This window comes from Mesorhizobium shonense, assembly GCF_040545255.1.
In the GTDB taxonomy this organism is placed as follows: domain Bacteria; phylum Pseudomonadota; class Alphaproteobacteria; order Rhizobiales; family Rhizobiaceae; genus Mesorhizobium; species Mesorhizobium shonense.
In genome coordinates this window covers 132184-146307 of record NZ_JBEPLM010000001.1, presented here as the reverse complement: position 1 = coordinate 146307, position 14124 = coordinate 132184, and the positions used below count along the sequence as shown (strand labels likewise).

The window sequence follows — 14124 nt, the reverse complement described above, 5'->3', positions numbered from 1 at the left end:
AAGTGAATCGGACCGGCGGCCGGAATGAAACACGTCATACGGGGGGAGGCGCTCCGGTGCTGAAGATCCTGAAAGGCCGGCTTCTGACCGGTCTGGCCGGCGCGGTCGATCATCTTGGCCGCCGATGGCTGGCCGAGCAGCCATTTTCCGGAGAACTGTGCGATATCTATCCATCGCTGGAAGAAGGGAGGCATGCCATGAGGACGGTTGCGGGGTACAAGCTCGAAGCTGGTGAGGGCGAGCGGCTGCATTTCAGCGGCGCCGACTTCCTCGTCAAGGCGTCCGCTGATACCACAGGCGGCGCCTTCTCGATCGTCGAGGAGATCGATCCTCTGGATACGCCGCTACACAGCCATGCCAATGAGGACGAGCTCTTCTACGTGATCGAGGGCGAGCACGTGTTCCGCTGTGGCGACCAAGAATTTCACGTCGGGCCAGGCGGAACGGTGTTCGCTCCGCGTGGCCCGCATGCGCATCGACGCATCGTGTCGCGCACCGGCCGTTTCCTGACGATGACGTCACCCGCCGGATTCGAAGGCTTCTTCCGCGATCTTTCCCAAGCCGAGGCGAGCGGCTCCTCGATGCCCGAGGCCTATGCGGCAGCGGCGCGCAAATACGGCATAAAGTGGCTCAATCCTTAGGGAGCGCGCACAATGGCTTTCGATACCGAGACAGATCAACCGGTCGTCGGGTCAACGCCGAAGGCGACTCAGGTCGCGTCGGGCGATGCGCCGGTTCCGGTCGCCGTCGTGCTCGAGGGCCGTTGGGGGCGGCTGCGCCCGCTCGACGCCGAACGCGATGCGGCAAGGCTCTATCGGCTCTCGCATGACGAGCACACCGAGGCCACCTGGGTCGACATGAAGGTCGGACCCTTTGCCACCGAGCAGGCCTTCGCCGAGCATGTCGCCGCGCTGGTGGCGGACCCCAAGCGCGCTTTCTTCGCCGTCGATGGCCCCGACGGCGAAGCGCTTGGATGGCTCTGCCTGATGGAGGCCAGGCCGGCGCACCATGTCGTCGAACTCGGCTATGTGCTCTACACGCCGCCGCTGCAGCGCACGCGCCTTGCCAGCGAAGCGCTCTATCTTATTATGCGCCACGTCTTCGACGATCTCGGCTACCGCCGCCTCGAATGGACCTGCACCTCAACCAACCAGCGATCGCGCAGCGCCGCCCTCCGGTTAGGCTTCGTCTATGAGGGTACGCACCGCCAGGGCCTGTTCCTGAAGGGCAAGCCCTGCGACATCCCGATGTATTCGATGCTTTCCAGCGAATGGCCGGCTAACCGTGCGGCTTTCGAAGCCTGGCTCGATCCCGGTAATTTCAGGGAAGGGCGGCAGGTCCGCTCGCTGGCCGAGCTTCGCTCACCGCGCGATTTCACAGGTCCGCTTTTGTCGATCTGAGGTCTCGGATAGCAAGTACGCTCGTCAGAAAAACGCCTGCCCGGGCTTAGCTCAGATGTGCAAAGCCCGTCACCTGAATCCGTTAAGCGCGACGCGCTTTAAGCGTCCGCGCCATGGTCTGCCATGGGCATTTTCATCGCCTGATCGTTCGGTTTCTCGAAATGCTCCTCTTGTCGCTTTTCGATCTCGTAGGAGAGCCAGCGGCAAAACATGCCGACAACCGATGTCGCGGCGCCCGCAAGAAGGCACGCCGTCAACAATAGGTCTTTCGATGCGTTCGACCAGCTGACGATCGCCAGAAGAACGACGCTGACCGTCGAGACCAGGTAACCGGTCCCTTTTAGGAGATGAAGCGACGCCCTTTTCATGTTCGCACCCGATCAGGAACTGTTTCGGCCGATGGAAAGTTCCTTGTCGGCGTTCGGTCGCCCGGCACGCATCGTCGGCGCGATTGAAAAAAGAATGAGCCGGCCGTGATGCATCGACCGCTCCACTTGCGACGGAACGCAAGAGAGGGCCGCCGCGTTTTGTGTCGCTATGTCGAAGGGCTCTCACCCTTACAGGGCCGAAAAGGCGTCCCCGGCCTCGCTCGCCGAGGCGGAGCGTCAGGCGCGCGCGGAAAAGAACGCCAGGCTGAGGAGCCTTCGCACGCACACGTCGTGGCTGGTCCTCGATCCGAACGCGCTTTTCCGCGACGAGATCGACTGCTCGGCACTGTTCGGCGAAGCCCCCCGGAAGGTCCCGCGCCCGGGCTAGAAACGGATCTCCAAGCCTCTACGCGGCTTGAAGTTGCGTTGTGCCATTCGCACGCGATATCGCTATCAGCCGCGCAACGGCCAACGGCGCCATGAGCATGAAAAACGCCGTGATGTCGAGGAAGATCGACCAAACCAGATCGATCCCACTGTGATCATAGCATACTGCATATCCCATGACGCCTTACCCTTTTTATACCCACCCATTGCGCATCAGGTTGCCACACACTGACCTGAGCATGATCCTCATTTGCAAGAAATACAAGGGACCGCTAATTTAATTGGGGGCGCTATCAGCCGGGGTGGCGGATGTTTCTGCCGTTTTTCTATTGGCCTTCGGCCTATCAGCGCCGCCCGTTGGGCGGATGGAGATGGGTGGCCTTGCTTGCACCGTTCATTCTTCTGTCCGGCTACATCGTCTATGGCTCGATCGGCATCCATTTCGCGTCGCCTTGGTCGGCGCTGCGGCACGTTGCTGCCTTTCCCAACTGCGCCACCGCCCGATTGGTCGGTCTCGCGCCGGCGCGCGCCGGGCAGCCCGGCTATTGGCCGACGCATGATGCCGACCATGACGGCATTGCCTGCGAACCTTGGCATGGGACAAACGGGAGCGGGGTACGGGTGCACCGCTATCGGAGCACGGGCAGATAGGTCGGAGACGATTCGGCCCGCGCAGACCAACCGCTCAGCTGCAACAAGCCTTGCCGCTCGCGGGCGAGCAACATGATGCGCTCGCCGCCTTCTGTTCTTCCAGCCAGCGGTCGCGCGGCTTGCAGCTTGCCGGTCGTGGCGACAGCTCGACCTCGACGGTGCCGCCAACCAAGGCAGGTTGGCTTGCCCGGTGCAACTCCATCGGCCGGATGCCGTCGCTGATTTCGAAGGTCAGCCTGGCCGACTGATCGAGAGCCACGTGATCTGCGACCTTGCGGATGATCGCTGTGAACCTGCCGGCCGGCATGTGGATCGGGCCGCCTTCGTCGACGTCCCACAGCTGCACGAAGATTTCCGACCAGGATTCCGGGTTGGCGCCGCAATCCAGCGCCGAGAATTGCCCGGCCTTGACCTCGGTCACATGATAGCCCGGCTTTACCGGCCGGTCGCCATAGCGGAACACCAGCGGTTTGTCTTGGTAGGCGGCCAGCGCGCCGAGCAGATCGCCGATGGTGAGATCCGACGGGTCGATGGCGAGGGCAGGGGTGATTTTTTTCCGGTTGTCAGGAGAGAGCATGTCGGCTACTCCTCATTTCAATATTTCAAGGATTATTGAAACGTGGATGAACGTCAAGCCCTGATTGCCTTTGGCGCGCTGTCGCAGCAGACACGGCTGCGGCTGCTGCGATTGCTGGTGGTTGCCGGACCGGACGGCATCGCCGCCGGTTCGCTCGCCGAACAGGTCGAGGTCTCGCCGTCCAACGTCAGCTTCCATCTCAAGGAGCTGGAGCGCGCCGGCCTCGTGCGCGCGCGGCGCGACGCGCGCTCGATCGTCTACAGTGCGGAGTATGATGCGCTTTCCGGCCTGATCCGGTTCCTGATGGAGGATTGCTGCTCTGGCCGTCCGGAAATCTGCGTGCCGGCGCTTGCCGCGCCCTGCTGCCGGCCTGGTGAGGGGACCCGGCAATGACCTCTTACGATCTGCCGCGGCGGGCCGTCGCCGAAACCCTGGGCACCGGTCTCCTAGTCGCAACAGTGGTCGGCTCCGGCATCATGGCCGAGACGCTGACGCATGATGTGGCGCTGGCGCTACTCGGCAACACGCTCGCAACCGGCGCCATGCTGGTGGTGCTGATCACCATGCTGGGGCCGATCTCCGGCGCGCATTTCAATCCGGCCGTCTCGCTGGTCTTCTGTCTCAACCGGGCGCTGCCGGCCCGCGATCTGCCGGCCTATCTCTCCGCGCAGTTCGCCGGCGGCATCGCCGGCACGATTGCCGCGCATCTCATGTTCGCGCTCCCGGTGCTGGAGGTCGCGACGAAGCTGCGTGCCGGACCCGCGCAATGGTTCTCCGAGGCTGTCGCGACATTCGGGCTGGTCGCCGTCATCCTCGCCGGCCTTCGCTTCGAGCGGCGCGCCGTACCGTGGCTGGTCGGCCTCTACATCACCGCCGCCTACTGGTTCACCGCCTCCACCTCCTTCGCCAATCCGGCAGTCGCGGTGGCGCGTTCGCTCACCGACACGTTTTCCGGCATCAGGCCGGCCGATCTGCCGGGCTTCATTGTCGCCGAACTGCTCGGCGCCTTGATCGCGCTGGCGCTGATGGGCTGGCTGTTGCGGCCCGAAACCATCAAGCAATCCCAAGCATTGAAAGCCCAGCCATTCAAAGGCAAGCCATGACGGTCACGATCTATCACAACCCCGCCTGCGGCACCTCGCGCAACACGCTCGCCATGATCCGCGCCAGCGGCGAGGAGCCGGTGGTGATCGAATATCTGAAGACGCCGCCAAGCCGCGAGCGGCTACTCGAGTTGATCGCGGCAATGGGCATCACTCCGCGCGAGCTGCTGAGGCAGAAAGAAACGGCCTATGCCGAGCTTGGGCTTGGCAACCCGAAATGGAACGACGGCGAGCTGGTCGACTTCATGCTCGCCCACCCGATCCTCATCAACCGGCCGATCGTCGAGACGCCGAAAGGCACCAGGCTCTGCCGGCCGTCGGAGGCGGTGCTGCCGCTGCTCGACCATCCGGTGGCGGAGTTCGTCAAGGAAGACGGCGAGAAGGTCGTCTACGTGCCGGGGCGGGCCTGAATGGAAGCCGCGGCACCCGTCGCCCGCAATCGCCACGTCCTCGTCTCGGCGCTTGGCGTCACGCAAATCCTCGCCTGGGGATCGTCCTACTATCTGCCTGCCGTGCTTGCCGCGCCGATCGCCGCCGACACGGGCTGGTCGCTGGCCTCGGTCGTTGCCGGGCTCTCCTGCGGCCTCCTGCTTGCCGGGCTGGTGTCGCCGATCACCGGGCGGCTGATCCAGCGTCACGGCGGCCGGCCGGTGCTTGCCGCGAGTTCGCTGCTGCTGGCCGCCGCCCACCTGCTGTTAGCGGCGGCCAACATCTATCCGCTTTACCTGCTTGCCTGGCTGCTGATGGGGTTGGGCATGTCGAGCGGCCTCTACGATGCCGGCTTCGCCACGCTCGGCCGCCTCTATGGACTGGGGGCCCGCGGCGCGATCACCAACCTGACGCTTTTCGGCGGCTTCGCCAGCACGATTTGCTGGCCGCTCAGCGCCTTCCTCGTCCAGCATGAAGGATGGCGCTTCACGTGCGTTTGCTACGCTGCGATCCACCTTTTGATCTGCCTGCCGCTTCACCTTTGGGTGATACCACCGCCTCCAGCCGCGGCGCCTGCGCCGGCAAGAATCGAGTTGAGGCAGGCGTCGGCCACAGGGCGGGAGAGGACGCGCTTCATCCTGCTTGCCTCCATCCAGACAGTGGCCGCGCTGATCGCGTCCATGCTTTCCGTCCATCTGCTCACTCTCCTGCAACTGCGCGGGGTGAGCCTTGCGGTCGCGGTCGGGCTTGGCGCCCTGGTCGGGCCATCGCAGGTCGGCGCGCGCGCGGCCGAAATGCTGATCGGCCGCAACCGGCATCATCCGATCTGGACGATGCTGGCATCCGTATCGTTGCTCGCGACCGGCGTCTGGCTGCTGCTTGCAAGCCGGAGCGCCATCGCCCTGGCATTGATCCTCTACGGCGCCGGCAACGGCATCCACACCATCGCGCGCGGCGCCCTGCCGCTCGTGCTGTTCGATCCGCAACGATACGCCGCGCTGATGGGCAAGCTCGCGACGCCGAGCCTCATCGTCCAGGCGGCGGCTCCGTCGATCGGCGCGCTGCTTCTGGGCGCCGGCGGCGGCAACCTCGTGCTGACGACGCTCGCGCTGGCCGCGACCCTAAATCTGGGGCTCTGTGTTTGTCTGGTTGCGCTCGTGCGCCGGTGAGCGTCAGAGCGGTTCGGCGTTCGATGGAATCGCCGACCCGTCCTGAGCATTTGTCTTTACGCAATTCCGGACGGAAAACCGCCGCGCACTTTTCCCTGGCGTTACGCTAATGCATGTCGCCCAGAAGTGTGCAGCGGTTCTGGGACAACGACATGCATCAAAACAAAGGTCCAGCGCCTCGCCTGAATCCGTCTCAACGCGACGCGCTTTAGAAACGGAAATTCACGAAGGCCTTCAGCGTGTGGAAAGCCACATCGTCTTTGATTGTCAGCCCTTCGCCATTGTCGAGTATCTGCTTCGAGCCCAGGTCCACATAGGCATATTCGGTGCCGAAGGAGAGGTGATCGGTAATGGCATGCTCGATGCCTGCGCCGGCGGTCCAGCCGGCTCGTGTCTGCTCCTCGTTGAAAACAGTCGTGCCGCCAACGGTCAGCGTCTGCTCCGTTTTGCCGAAGGCAAAACCGCCGTGGCCGTAGAGGAGCGTGCGGTCCCAAGCCCGCCCCAGTCGCGCGCGCACGGTGCCAAGATATTTGACGTCCACCTCGCCATTGAAGATCTCGGTGCCGTCCACCGAGGCCGTAACCGAAGCGCCGTAACTGGATGCGGCAATGTCTGCCACCGCACCGATCACCCAGCGGTCGGCAAACTGCCAATCATAGCCGGCCTGGACGCCGCCGAGGAAACCGCTCGCGGAAATCTCGAAGGCGCCGTTGATCGGCGGCGGATTCCCGTCGGCAAAGATCTGCCGCGAATCGAGTTTCATGTCACCCACGGCAAACGAACCGAACCCACCGAAATAGGGCCCCGTCCAGCTGAAGCTCTCCTCCGCCGGCGGTGGCGCCGGGGCCGCTTCCAGGGCGATCGGATCGGCCGCGAACGCCCTGCCGGCGGCAAGAACGATCGCCATGGCGGCCATGGACCTAGGTACAATCTTCATCGGAACTTTCCTCGCTGCATTGCCAATTAAAATCGCGTCCGCATTTCTTCCCGCTCATGCATGAGCGGGCCTCAGGGACCGTCGGTTAGCTTGCGAAGACATGTCCGTCTGCGCCGGACATGAAAACCGATCACCGCCCCTTCGATGCACCGCTAGCAGAGAAAATCCGGGTGCGTATGGCGGATACGGAAGTCACAATTGCAATAACGGAACAGTTCTTGTTCCGGAATTTCAGTCTTGCAACTTTGTCACACTTAACTCACGTTCAGAAAGATGCGAGGCCACTTGGAATCGGATCGGACCGAAGCGGAAAACGATGTTTCTCGAGCACCGAAACGCAGCGAAACGCCGTTTGCAGCCCGACACTGTCCGGTTCCAGGCGGTCTCTGACGGGGGGGTATGATGTCGAGCGCTGATCGGGTAGCCACATTCTCGACCGACGACATTCCCGAGCATCATCGCGACGAGTTCATCCGCGATTTCTACGGTCGCATCCAGATGCGGTTGGACATCACGCCGCATCTCGACGCGCCTCTCAGATTCTCGGCCCGTACCCTGATTCTGCCCGAGATGAGCCTCAGCAAAGGTTCCGTCTCTCCCATGGTCTGGGAGCGCAATAGCGGACTGATGGCCGACGGCAATGACGATATCATCCTGTCCTGGAATAAGGGCGGCTACTGCTTCACCATGCCTGGGCGCGGCGACTTCAGCACCGAACCCGGCACCGCCGCCATCTTTCCGATGGACCGCCGCTACTCAGTCGCCAGCGAGGATTCGCAATGGACCGTAGCGCTTCAGTTCAAGCGCTCGCTGCTGGCCCCGCTGGTGAAGAATCTCGACGATGTGCGTCCCGACAGTCTCGGCCGCACGCTCCCGGCACACCGGTTGCTTTTCGATTACCTCTGGTCACTCCTGCACATGGAGGGGCCCGAGACGCTCGCGCCCCTCGCTTCCCGCCATATCACCGATCTGCTCGCCGTCTCCTTCGGTGGCATGGAGGCCTATACGCATCCCCCCGGGGTCCGCGCAGCAAGGCTTGCGGGCATCAAGCAGCACATCGCCCAAAATCTCACCGATCCCGGGCTCAACGCCGGGCAGATATCGCGCAAATTCCGCATCAGCGAGCGCTATGTCCGCCAGCTATTTGCCGAGGAAGGCACAAGCTTTTCCGACTATGTCAACGGGGAGCGGCTCGCCTACATCCATAGCTGCCTGACCGATCGCCGGCAGTTGCTGCGGCGCATCGCCGACATCGCTTTTGAGGTCGGCTTTACCGAGCCATCCACCTTCTACCGGCAGTTCCGGCTGCGCTACGGCATGACGCCCACGAAAGTTCGTGCCCTGACCGAGAAGGACGACAACGGCTGAACTACTTGTATGGTGGTTCGTTTCGGCCTGTCGGAATTTGACGTTGGACCTCTACGCGCAGTCCTTCAGCTCGACCACCTCGACGCCGAGGCGGAAGGCCTGGCCGTCGGCGTAGGAGCGCGCATATTGCTCGGCTTCGAAGGGGAAGGTCAGCGTGGTGCCGTAGGCGGTGACGCGCACCGTCCACTTCTGGCCCTTGACGAGTTCAACACCGTGAAGCTTCGCCATTACCATCTCTCCCTCCTCCAGTCCGGCATGCCCGCGACGTACCCATAACGTTGCGGAAGTCATTTGAGTACAAATAATCCGACCGAATTATGTCGCTGACACGTCGATTCCGACATTCGGTCCGGCGCTTCCGTGAAATGGATCACGTTCGGCCAGCCGGAACCCGGACGGCTCCAGCGGGTTAGAGCTATGAAATCGCACAGGAGGCCGCCATGATCCGCAAGCTGAAATCCGGCGAATACCGCCTCTATTCGCGCAAAGTCGACCCCAGGACCGGCAAGCGCCGGAACCTCGGCACCTTCAAGTCGCGCGAGGCGGCCGAGAAACACGAACGCGAGGTGCAGTACTTCAAGCGGCATTGAAGTCCGCAGCTTTTCAGTCTTCTCGGGTTCCAGCTGTCGATGCCGGCGATGCTCGGCCCTTTGAATGAGCAGCGTCATCTCCCATTCGCAGCACTTCGCGGGCAGCAAAGCGAGAGGCGCTTAGTCCGTCGTGTCGTCGCCGTTCGAGCGCGAACCAAGCGCATGGGCTTCCCGCTCCAGCACCGCGCGATCATTGCCGTATTTCGCAAAGAGTTGCCGAGCTTCAGGGATCGTAAGCTGGAACTTCCTCGCGAAATGGGCGACGTCGAAATCCTCGCCGATCGAGAGGTGATCAGCGGCATCGCGTGAGCTTTCATTGTCTGACATCGGAAAATTCCTCCTGCCAGAAGAAAGGCGTGCGCGACGGCATGGTTCCGAGTTGTTCACAAGCGATATCTATCAGACGCTCGAGATCCGCGGTCAAATCCATCAGGCGTCGGCAGCGGCTCTGGTGGTCCATTGAATTATCCTACCCTGGGGGATAGGATAGCGGCATGACGATACACAGCTCTCATCCCGACATCATCGCCCGGCTCAAGCGCGCGCATGGCCATCTGGCCGCCGTGCTCGCCATGTTCGAGCAGGGGCGCTCCTGCCTCGACCTCGCGCAACAGCTTCATGCCGTCGAAAGCGCGGTCGGCAATGCCAAACGCGAACTGATCCACGACCACATGGAGCATTGCCTGGTCGAAGGCGGCGAGCCCACCAGGGACACGCTCAAGGAGCTGAAGCAGCTCACAAAATATCTGTGAGGCCGCCATGTGGGCAAGAATTCTGGACTGGTTCGGGTTCGGGGCGCATGGTCATGACCATGGCGGGCACAGCCATGATCATCATGGCCCGCACGGCCACACTCACGGCGTGATCGACGCCACGATCGCGACGACCGATCGCGGCATCTGGGCGATCAAATGGTCGTTCGTCATTCTGGCGGTCACGGCCGCCTTGCAGGTTGTCGTCGTCGTGTTTTCCGGCAGCGTGGCGCTGCTCGCCGACACCATCCACAACATAGCCGACGCGACCACCGCCATACCGCTTTGGATCGCCTTCGTGCTGGCGCGCCGCAAGCCGACCCGGACCTTTACCTACGGCCTGGGCCGGGTGGAGGATTTGGCCGGCATCGTCATTGTGCTCATCATCCTGGCGAGCGCGCTGGTCGCCGGATATGAGGCGATAGACCGCCTGCTCAATCCCCGGCCGGCGCAGTTCCTCGGCTGGCTCGCGGCTGCCGGTGCTGTCGGTTTCCTCGGCAACGAGGCGGTGGCCGTGTCCCGAATCCGTGTCGGCCGCGAGATCAACAGCGCCGCATTGATCGCCGACGGCTATCACGCCCGCACCGACGGATTGACCAGCCTCGCCGTCGTCGTAGGCGCGATCGGCGTCTGGCTCGGCTTTCAGCTGGCGGACCCGATCATCGGCCTCGTCATCACCGTCGCCATCTTCGGTATCGTCTGGCAGTCGGCGCGGTCTGTGCTGACCCGCATGCTCGACGGGGTGGAGCCCGGATTGGTCGACGAGATCCATCACGCTGCCGAACATGTCGTGGGCATCGAGAAGGTGGCCGAGGCGAAGGCCCGCTGGCTCGGCCACAAGCTGCATGTCGACGTGGCGATCGCGGTCAATGACGGGCTGCTGCTCGCCGCCGCGAACAACATCGCCGCATCGCTGAAAGCCGAGCTCTTTGCCCACATTCCCGCGCTCGACGTCGCGACGGTCCGCTTCACCGAGCCGCAGGCCGAAGGTGCCAACCATCATGCACCCGACCCGTTCCTGGTATCGGGCAAGCTGGCGAGCGGGCTGCTGGAGATAATCGACACGCCGCAGGGCGAGCGTATGCGCCTGCGCGTGTCTAGCCATGCCGAGGGCCTGCAGGCGAACGTCGCCATCGAGCGGCCGGGCGGTACGGTCGAGCGCCTGCCGCTGTCGCCGGTCGGCGGCGACCATCACTATCTGCAGAGCCTCGTCGCCCCGGCCGAGCCGCACGAGTTCAGCGCCAGGCTGCAGCTTTCGGCCGGCCCCGACAGCGAGGATCTGCCCTTCGCCATGGCCGAGCCGGAAGGCCACCACCACGAGCATGCGCACTGGTGAGGAAGGCGCTGGTTGAATTCCGGTGCGAGATTTGCTCGGCGGTGGCGCAGCATCGTCTTCGCGACTGGATGCAGCTTCACCTTTCTTCAGGCGGCTTGATGTGGCGGAAAGCCCAAAGCAAGGCCAGGTCGTAAAGGATCTTGAGGGCGCCACAGATCACCAGCGGCCAGGCTTCGAGCCCCGCAGCAAAGAGCGCGCCGGCGATTGCCGGGCTCGCAGCGGCTGCAAGGCTTCGCGGCACCGACGTAACGCTCGCCGCCGCAGGCCGCTCCGGTGGCGTGACGACAGCCATCACGTAGGATGAGCGTGTCGGCACGTCCATCTGGGACAGCGCCGAGCGTAGGAGCAGAAACGCGAGGGCCGCGTCGCGGCTCGGTATGACGGCCGCCACGATGAGGCAGACACTCGACGGAATATGGGTGAACACCATCGTATTCACGAGGCCGATGCGGCTCGACAGCCATGCGGCGATTGGAAATGAAACCGCCGACAAAACACCCGACCAGAAAAAGAACACCCCGGCCGTCGACAGCGAAAGGCCGAACTTGCTGAACAGCCACAAAGCAATGAGCGACTGCACGGCAAAGCCACCAGCGAATGCATCGATGCTGAACAGGGCCGCGAGCTTGTAGACAATGACACGCGACGGCCCAAGCGCCGCGGCGGGCTCTTCCTGAGGAGAGGTTTTCGGACCAGCGGGAATGCGCGCATAGGTAAGTCCTCCGGCCACGCCCAGAGCCGCATAAAGGACAAACATTGCCTTGAGCGCGGCAAGACGCGACATGCCGGTTGTGACTAGGAAGTCTGGGCTGGTTGCGGCGAGCGCGCCAACGGATGCCGCCAGTGCACCCAGCAAGCTATAGCGCGCGAATGCCTTCGTGCGGTGTGCATCCGCGACGAGACGCGACAACACGGCATGCTCCAGCGGTACAAAGATGCTGACGCTGCCGGAAGAAGGATTGATCGTGCCGATGAAGGCCACGAGCAGAACAAGCGCGTAGGTGCTCGACTGCGTATAGGCCAGCCCCGTTGCGACCATCAGGCCGGATGCGGCCATAAGCAGGATGCGCCGGTCTGCCCTCACGGCAAGGAACCCGATGCCTAGCGTCAACAGCGCCGAACCCAGGAGAGCGGCGGTGGCGACAACGCCAATCTCCAAGGGGCCAAGCCCGATCGCTGCCAGGTATACCGGCAGGAGCACCGCGGCAAAGCCATCGCCAAAATCACGAAAGGCCCGCGCCGCGTATATATCCGCAGCACGGCCTCCTTTCCTCTGGTCCTTGACGTCGCCCGGGCCAACGTAGTTGCCTTCGGAATTTCGAAGGGACTGTGTCAAGGATCAGCTACCTGTCCTGAGGTGTACTTGATCGAGCGCCAGCTTCAGCCCTTTGGCCAACTTCCCAACGTCGTCGTTCGCCCAGAAATGCATGAAGAACAGCCGGGGTTCGTCGTCGAGCATATGGTTGTGCACGGCCGTCACCTCTATCCCGCTCTCCCGCAAGGCTCTTAGCACCGGATTCACTTCGGAAGCGATCAGAACGAAGTCGCCGGTAATCGCGGCCTTGCCACTCCCGGTCGGCTGAAAGTTTATGGCAATCGCAGAGCCCATTGCGTCCGGCACTTCCATACCGTCATCCTTGATAGACTCCGCGCGTGGGATGCTGACCTGATAGACCCCGCCAGTGACCTTGCCTTTGCGGCCAAGCGCCTGGTCGATGGTCGATGTGTCGAGATCGATCGTCTTCGAAGCAGCGGTGGCACTCGCCGGTGCGTCTGAAAGCGGCGTCGCGCTCTGCTGCAGTGCCGAATGCAGCGCTGTGGCCAACTTTTCCGGGTCGCCATGCCCCAGGACGTGCATGTACATCGTCTCCGGCTGCGCCCTCTGCAGGTGATTGTGAAGCGCCGTGACCTCGATACCGCTTTCGATCAGTTTCGTCATCACCGGGCCGATCTCGGATACAGTCAGCACCAGATCGCCCATCACCATGACATCGTGATCGCCCATGGGTTTGAATGCGAGCCACGAGCCGAGCGCCAAGGCCGGTTTGAGCTCTACTCCGTCAAGCGTGACTTTCAGGTCCGAACGAGGGAGCCCGACCCGATAGACGCCACCTGACGCCTCTGTGCCGGATTTCCCGAGCGCCTGCGCCACCGTCTTCCAGTCAGGTGCGGCAAGGGAAGGCTGGGCAATTCCAAGGCAGGCCGCAAATGCGAGCCCAGCTATGATTTTTCCATGCATGATTTGCTCCTGTGCTCTGAGCCCCAGGTGCCCAAATGGAAAACGTCTGCCGTTCCGAAATGCCATTGCGCTCGCGCAATTGTGATACGCACTCCGCCGGTCGCGCCGCCGGCTGTGCTTCTCGCCTTTCGGCCGGTTATGCCTGCCCGCGGCGAAATCGGTCTTTCAATAACACAAGAACGTGTCCTTGCATTTAACCCCAGCCTCTTTGAGCAATGGTTGCTTTGAGGAGGCGGGCAGTCCGGCCACGCAATAGACCGGCGCCGCGATCTCGCCGGCATGTTTCGTGATCATTTCTCGTGTGATGTGCCCTCGCTCCCGGCTCCAGCCCGAGCGATCACCTCAGTGGATGTCGCGAAGAGCTTTTCCGCCGCCACTGCGTGAGCTTCATGCCGTCACGCATGTTGAGACCGAGCAGCGTGATGTTCGTCGCGCCCGCTATCAGCTCGAGCGCCTGCACCGTGTAGAAGGCCGTATCGAACTCTCCTGCCTTGGCCTTGGAGGCGAGGAACAGCGCCGCCGGGATCAGAACCAGCAGACCGTTCGCAGCAATGAACGGCATTCGCTTCAACTTCTTGCCGATCACGCCGGTTCGCACACCTTTCGCCAAGGCGAAGCCCGAGCCCCCCGTCACCGCCAACATGGGGATCAGCAATAGGAAACTCCACGGTATGGCCGTCTTTACCGCGACAACGCTTGCTTCGGACGCAAACAGCTCGCTGAGTGCCGTCGAGAGCCAAAAGGTCGCGATCGTGAGGAGCGCGAGTGTGCTGGCCAACGGATGGATGAGCTTGGTCATGGCTTGCCCTCTCTAGTCG

General features: G+C 62.9%; 21 protein-coding genes. 12 read left to right on the top strand and 9 right to left on the bottom strand.

Annotated elements, in window-relative coordinates; genetic code table 11:
- Positions 1-56: 56 nt before the first annotated feature.
- Positions 57-641 (top strand): cupin domain-containing protein, encoded by a 585-nt coding sequence (locus tag ABID26_RS00850; RefSeq protein WP_292303625.1) that lies wholly within the window; start codon positions 57-59, stop codon positions 639-641.
- A 12-nt stretch (positions 642-653) separates the two neighbouring features.
- Complete coding sequence (locus ABID26_RS00845) at positions 654-1400, top strand: GNAT family N-acetyltransferase (RefSeq protein WP_354413306.1); 747 nt, start codon at positions 654-656, stop codon at positions 1398-1400.
- Positions 1401-1498: 98 nt separating this feature from the next.
- On the opposite strand, the gene ABID26_RS00840 is transcribed toward ABID26_RS00845, so the two are convergent.
- Positions 1499-1768, bottom strand: a complete 270-nt coding sequence (locus ABID26_RS00840) for a hypothetical protein (protein ID WP_126100958.1) — start codon at positions 1766-1768, stop codon at positions 1499-1501.
- Between the two features lie 169 nt (positions 1769-1937).
- On the opposite strand from ABID26_RS00840, the gene ABID26_RS00835 reads away from it, so the two are divergent.
- Together ABID26_RS00835 and ABID26_RS00830 are read left to right on the top strand one after the other, a co-directional pair.
- Entirely contained in the window at positions 1938-2156 is a 219-nt protein-coding gene (locus ABID26_RS00835) for a hypothetical protein (RefSeq protein ID WP_292303629.1), read from the top strand.
- A 374-nt stretch (positions 2157-2530) separates the two neighbouring features.
- The gene (locus ABID26_RS00830) at positions 2531-2806 is read left to right on the top strand and encodes an excalibur calcium-binding domain-containing protein (protein WP_292303630.1); all 276 of its coding nucleotides are present in this window, start codon (positions 2531-2533) and stop codon (positions 2804-2806) included.
- A gap of 34 nt (positions 2807-2840) precedes the next feature.
- On the opposite strand, the gene ABID26_RS00825 is transcribed toward ABID26_RS00830, so the two are convergent.
- Positions 2841-3383 carry a DUF6428 family protein gene (locus tag ABID26_RS00825; RefSeq protein WP_292303631.1) on the bottom strand — a complete coding sequence of 181 codons (543 nt, stop codon included), beginning with the start codon at positions 3381-3383 and terminating at the stop codon, positions 2841-2843.
- A 42-nt stretch (positions 3384-3425) separates the two neighbouring features.
- On the opposite strand from ABID26_RS00825, the gene ABID26_RS00820 reads away from it, so the two are divergent.
- The 4 genes from ABID26_RS00820 to ABID26_RS00805 are packed head-to-tail and all read left to right on the top strand — an operon-like array spanning position 3426 to position 6084.
- On the top strand, positions 3426-3776 hold the full coding sequence (locus ABID26_RS00820) for an ArsR/SmtB family transcription factor (RefSeq protein WP_292303633.1): 351 nt from the start codon (positions 3426-3428) through the stop codon (positions 3774-3776).
- Positions 3773-4486, top strand: a complete 714-nt coding sequence (locus ABID26_RS00815; RefSeq protein ID WP_126100953.1) for an aquaporin — start codon at positions 3773-3775, stop codon at positions 4484-4486. Before ABID26_RS00820 ends, ABID26_RS00815 begins: the two co-directional genes overlap by 4 nt.
- Positions 4483-4896 carry an arsenate reductase (glutaredoxin) gene (gene arsC, locus ABID26_RS00810; protein WP_126100952.1) on the top strand — a complete coding sequence of 138 codons (414 nt, stop codon included), beginning with the start codon at positions 4483-4485 and terminating at the stop codon, positions 4894-4896. Before ABID26_RS00815 ends, arsC begins: the two co-directional genes overlap by 4 nt.
- Positions 4897-6084: an MFS transporter gene (locus ABID26_RS00805; RefSeq protein WP_292303634.1), complete on the top strand. Its 1188-nt coding sequence runs from the start codon at positions 4897-4899 to the stop codon at positions 6082-6084.
- A gap of 208 nt (positions 6085-6292) precedes the next feature.
- On the opposite strand, the gene ABID26_RS00800 is transcribed toward ABID26_RS00805, so the two are convergent.
- A complete protein-coding gene (locus ABID26_RS00800; protein ID WP_126100951.1) occupies positions 6293-7021 on the bottom strand; it encodes an outer membrane protein in 729 nt (242 codons plus the stop codon).
- 402 nt (positions 7022-7423) lie between these two features.
- Here ABID26_RS00800 and ABID26_RS00795 point away from each other — a divergent pair, with 402 nt between their 5' ends.
- Complete coding sequence (locus tag ABID26_RS00795; protein ID WP_292344352.1) at positions 7424-8389, top strand: AraC family transcriptional regulator; 966 nt, start codon at positions 7424-7426, stop codon at positions 8387-8389.
- A 51-nt stretch (positions 8390-8440) separates the two neighbouring features.
- Here ABID26_RS00795 and ABID26_RS00790 read toward each other — a convergent pair whose 3' ends face one another.
- Positions 8441-8617, bottom strand: coding sequence for a hypothetical protein (locus ABID26_RS00790; RefSeq protein ID WP_292303636.1), 177 nt, complete (start codon positions 8615-8617; stop codon positions 8441-8443).
- A gap of 212 nt (positions 8618-8829) precedes the next feature.
- Between ABID26_RS00790 and ABID26_RS00785 the strand changes: the two genes are divergently transcribed.
- Complete coding sequence (locus ABID26_RS00785) at positions 8830-8979, top strand: hypothetical protein (protein ID WP_095770090.1); 150 nt, start codon at positions 8830-8832, stop codon at positions 8977-8979.
- Between the two features lie 120 nt (positions 8980-9099).
- Here ABID26_RS00785 and ABID26_RS00780 read toward each other — a convergent pair whose 3' ends face one another.
- Positions 9100-9306, bottom strand: a complete 207-nt coding sequence (locus tag ABID26_RS00780; protein WP_292303637.1) for a DUF3606 domain-containing protein — start codon at positions 9304-9306, stop codon at positions 9100-9102.
- Positions 9293-9439, bottom strand: a complete 147-nt coding sequence (locus tag ABID26_RS00775) for a hypothetical protein (protein ID WP_292303638.1) — start codon at positions 9437-9439, stop codon at positions 9293-9295. The genes ABID26_RS00780 and ABID26_RS00775 overlap by 14 nt, the downstream gene beginning before the upstream one ends.
- A gap of 34 nt (positions 9440-9473) precedes the next feature.
- On the opposite strand from ABID26_RS00775, the gene ABID26_RS00770 reads away from it, so the two are divergent.
- The gene (locus ABID26_RS00770) at positions 9474-9731 is read left to right on the top strand and encodes a metal-sensing transcriptional repressor (RefSeq protein ID WP_071036188.1); all 258 of its coding nucleotides are present in this window, start codon (positions 9474-9476) and stop codon (positions 9729-9731) included.
- Positions 9732-9738: 7 nt separating this feature from the next.
- The gene (locus ABID26_RS00765) at positions 9739-11067 is read left to right on the top strand and encodes a cation diffusion facilitator family transporter (protein ID WP_292344351.1); all 1329 of its coding nucleotides are present in this window, start codon (positions 9739-9741) and stop codon (positions 11065-11067) included.
- Between the two features lie 76 nt (positions 11068-11143).
- Here ABID26_RS00765 and ABID26_RS00760 read toward each other — a convergent pair whose 3' ends face one another.
- The 3 genes from ABID26_RS00760 to ABID26_RS00750 all read right to left on the bottom strand — a co-directional run bounded on the left by ABID26_RS00760 (position 11144) and on the right by ABID26_RS00750 (position 14105).
- The gene (locus tag ABID26_RS00760; RefSeq protein ID WP_292300919.1) at positions 11144-12316 is read right to left on the bottom strand and encodes an MFS transporter; all 1173 of its coding nucleotides are present in this window, start codon (positions 12314-12316) and stop codon (positions 11144-11146) included.
- A gap of 90 nt (positions 12317-12406) precedes the next feature.
- Complete coding sequence (locus ABID26_RS00755) at positions 12407-13306, bottom strand: DUF1259 domain-containing protein (RefSeq protein WP_292300912.1); 900 nt, start codon at positions 13304-13306, stop codon at positions 12407-12409.
- 337 nt (positions 13307-13643) lie between these two features.
- Positions 13644-14105 (bottom strand): hypothetical protein, encoded by a 462-nt coding sequence (locus tag ABID26_RS00750; RefSeq protein ID WP_292300908.1) that lies wholly within the window; start codon positions 14103-14105, stop codon positions 13644-13646.
- Positions 14106-14124: the final 19 nt, after the last annotated feature.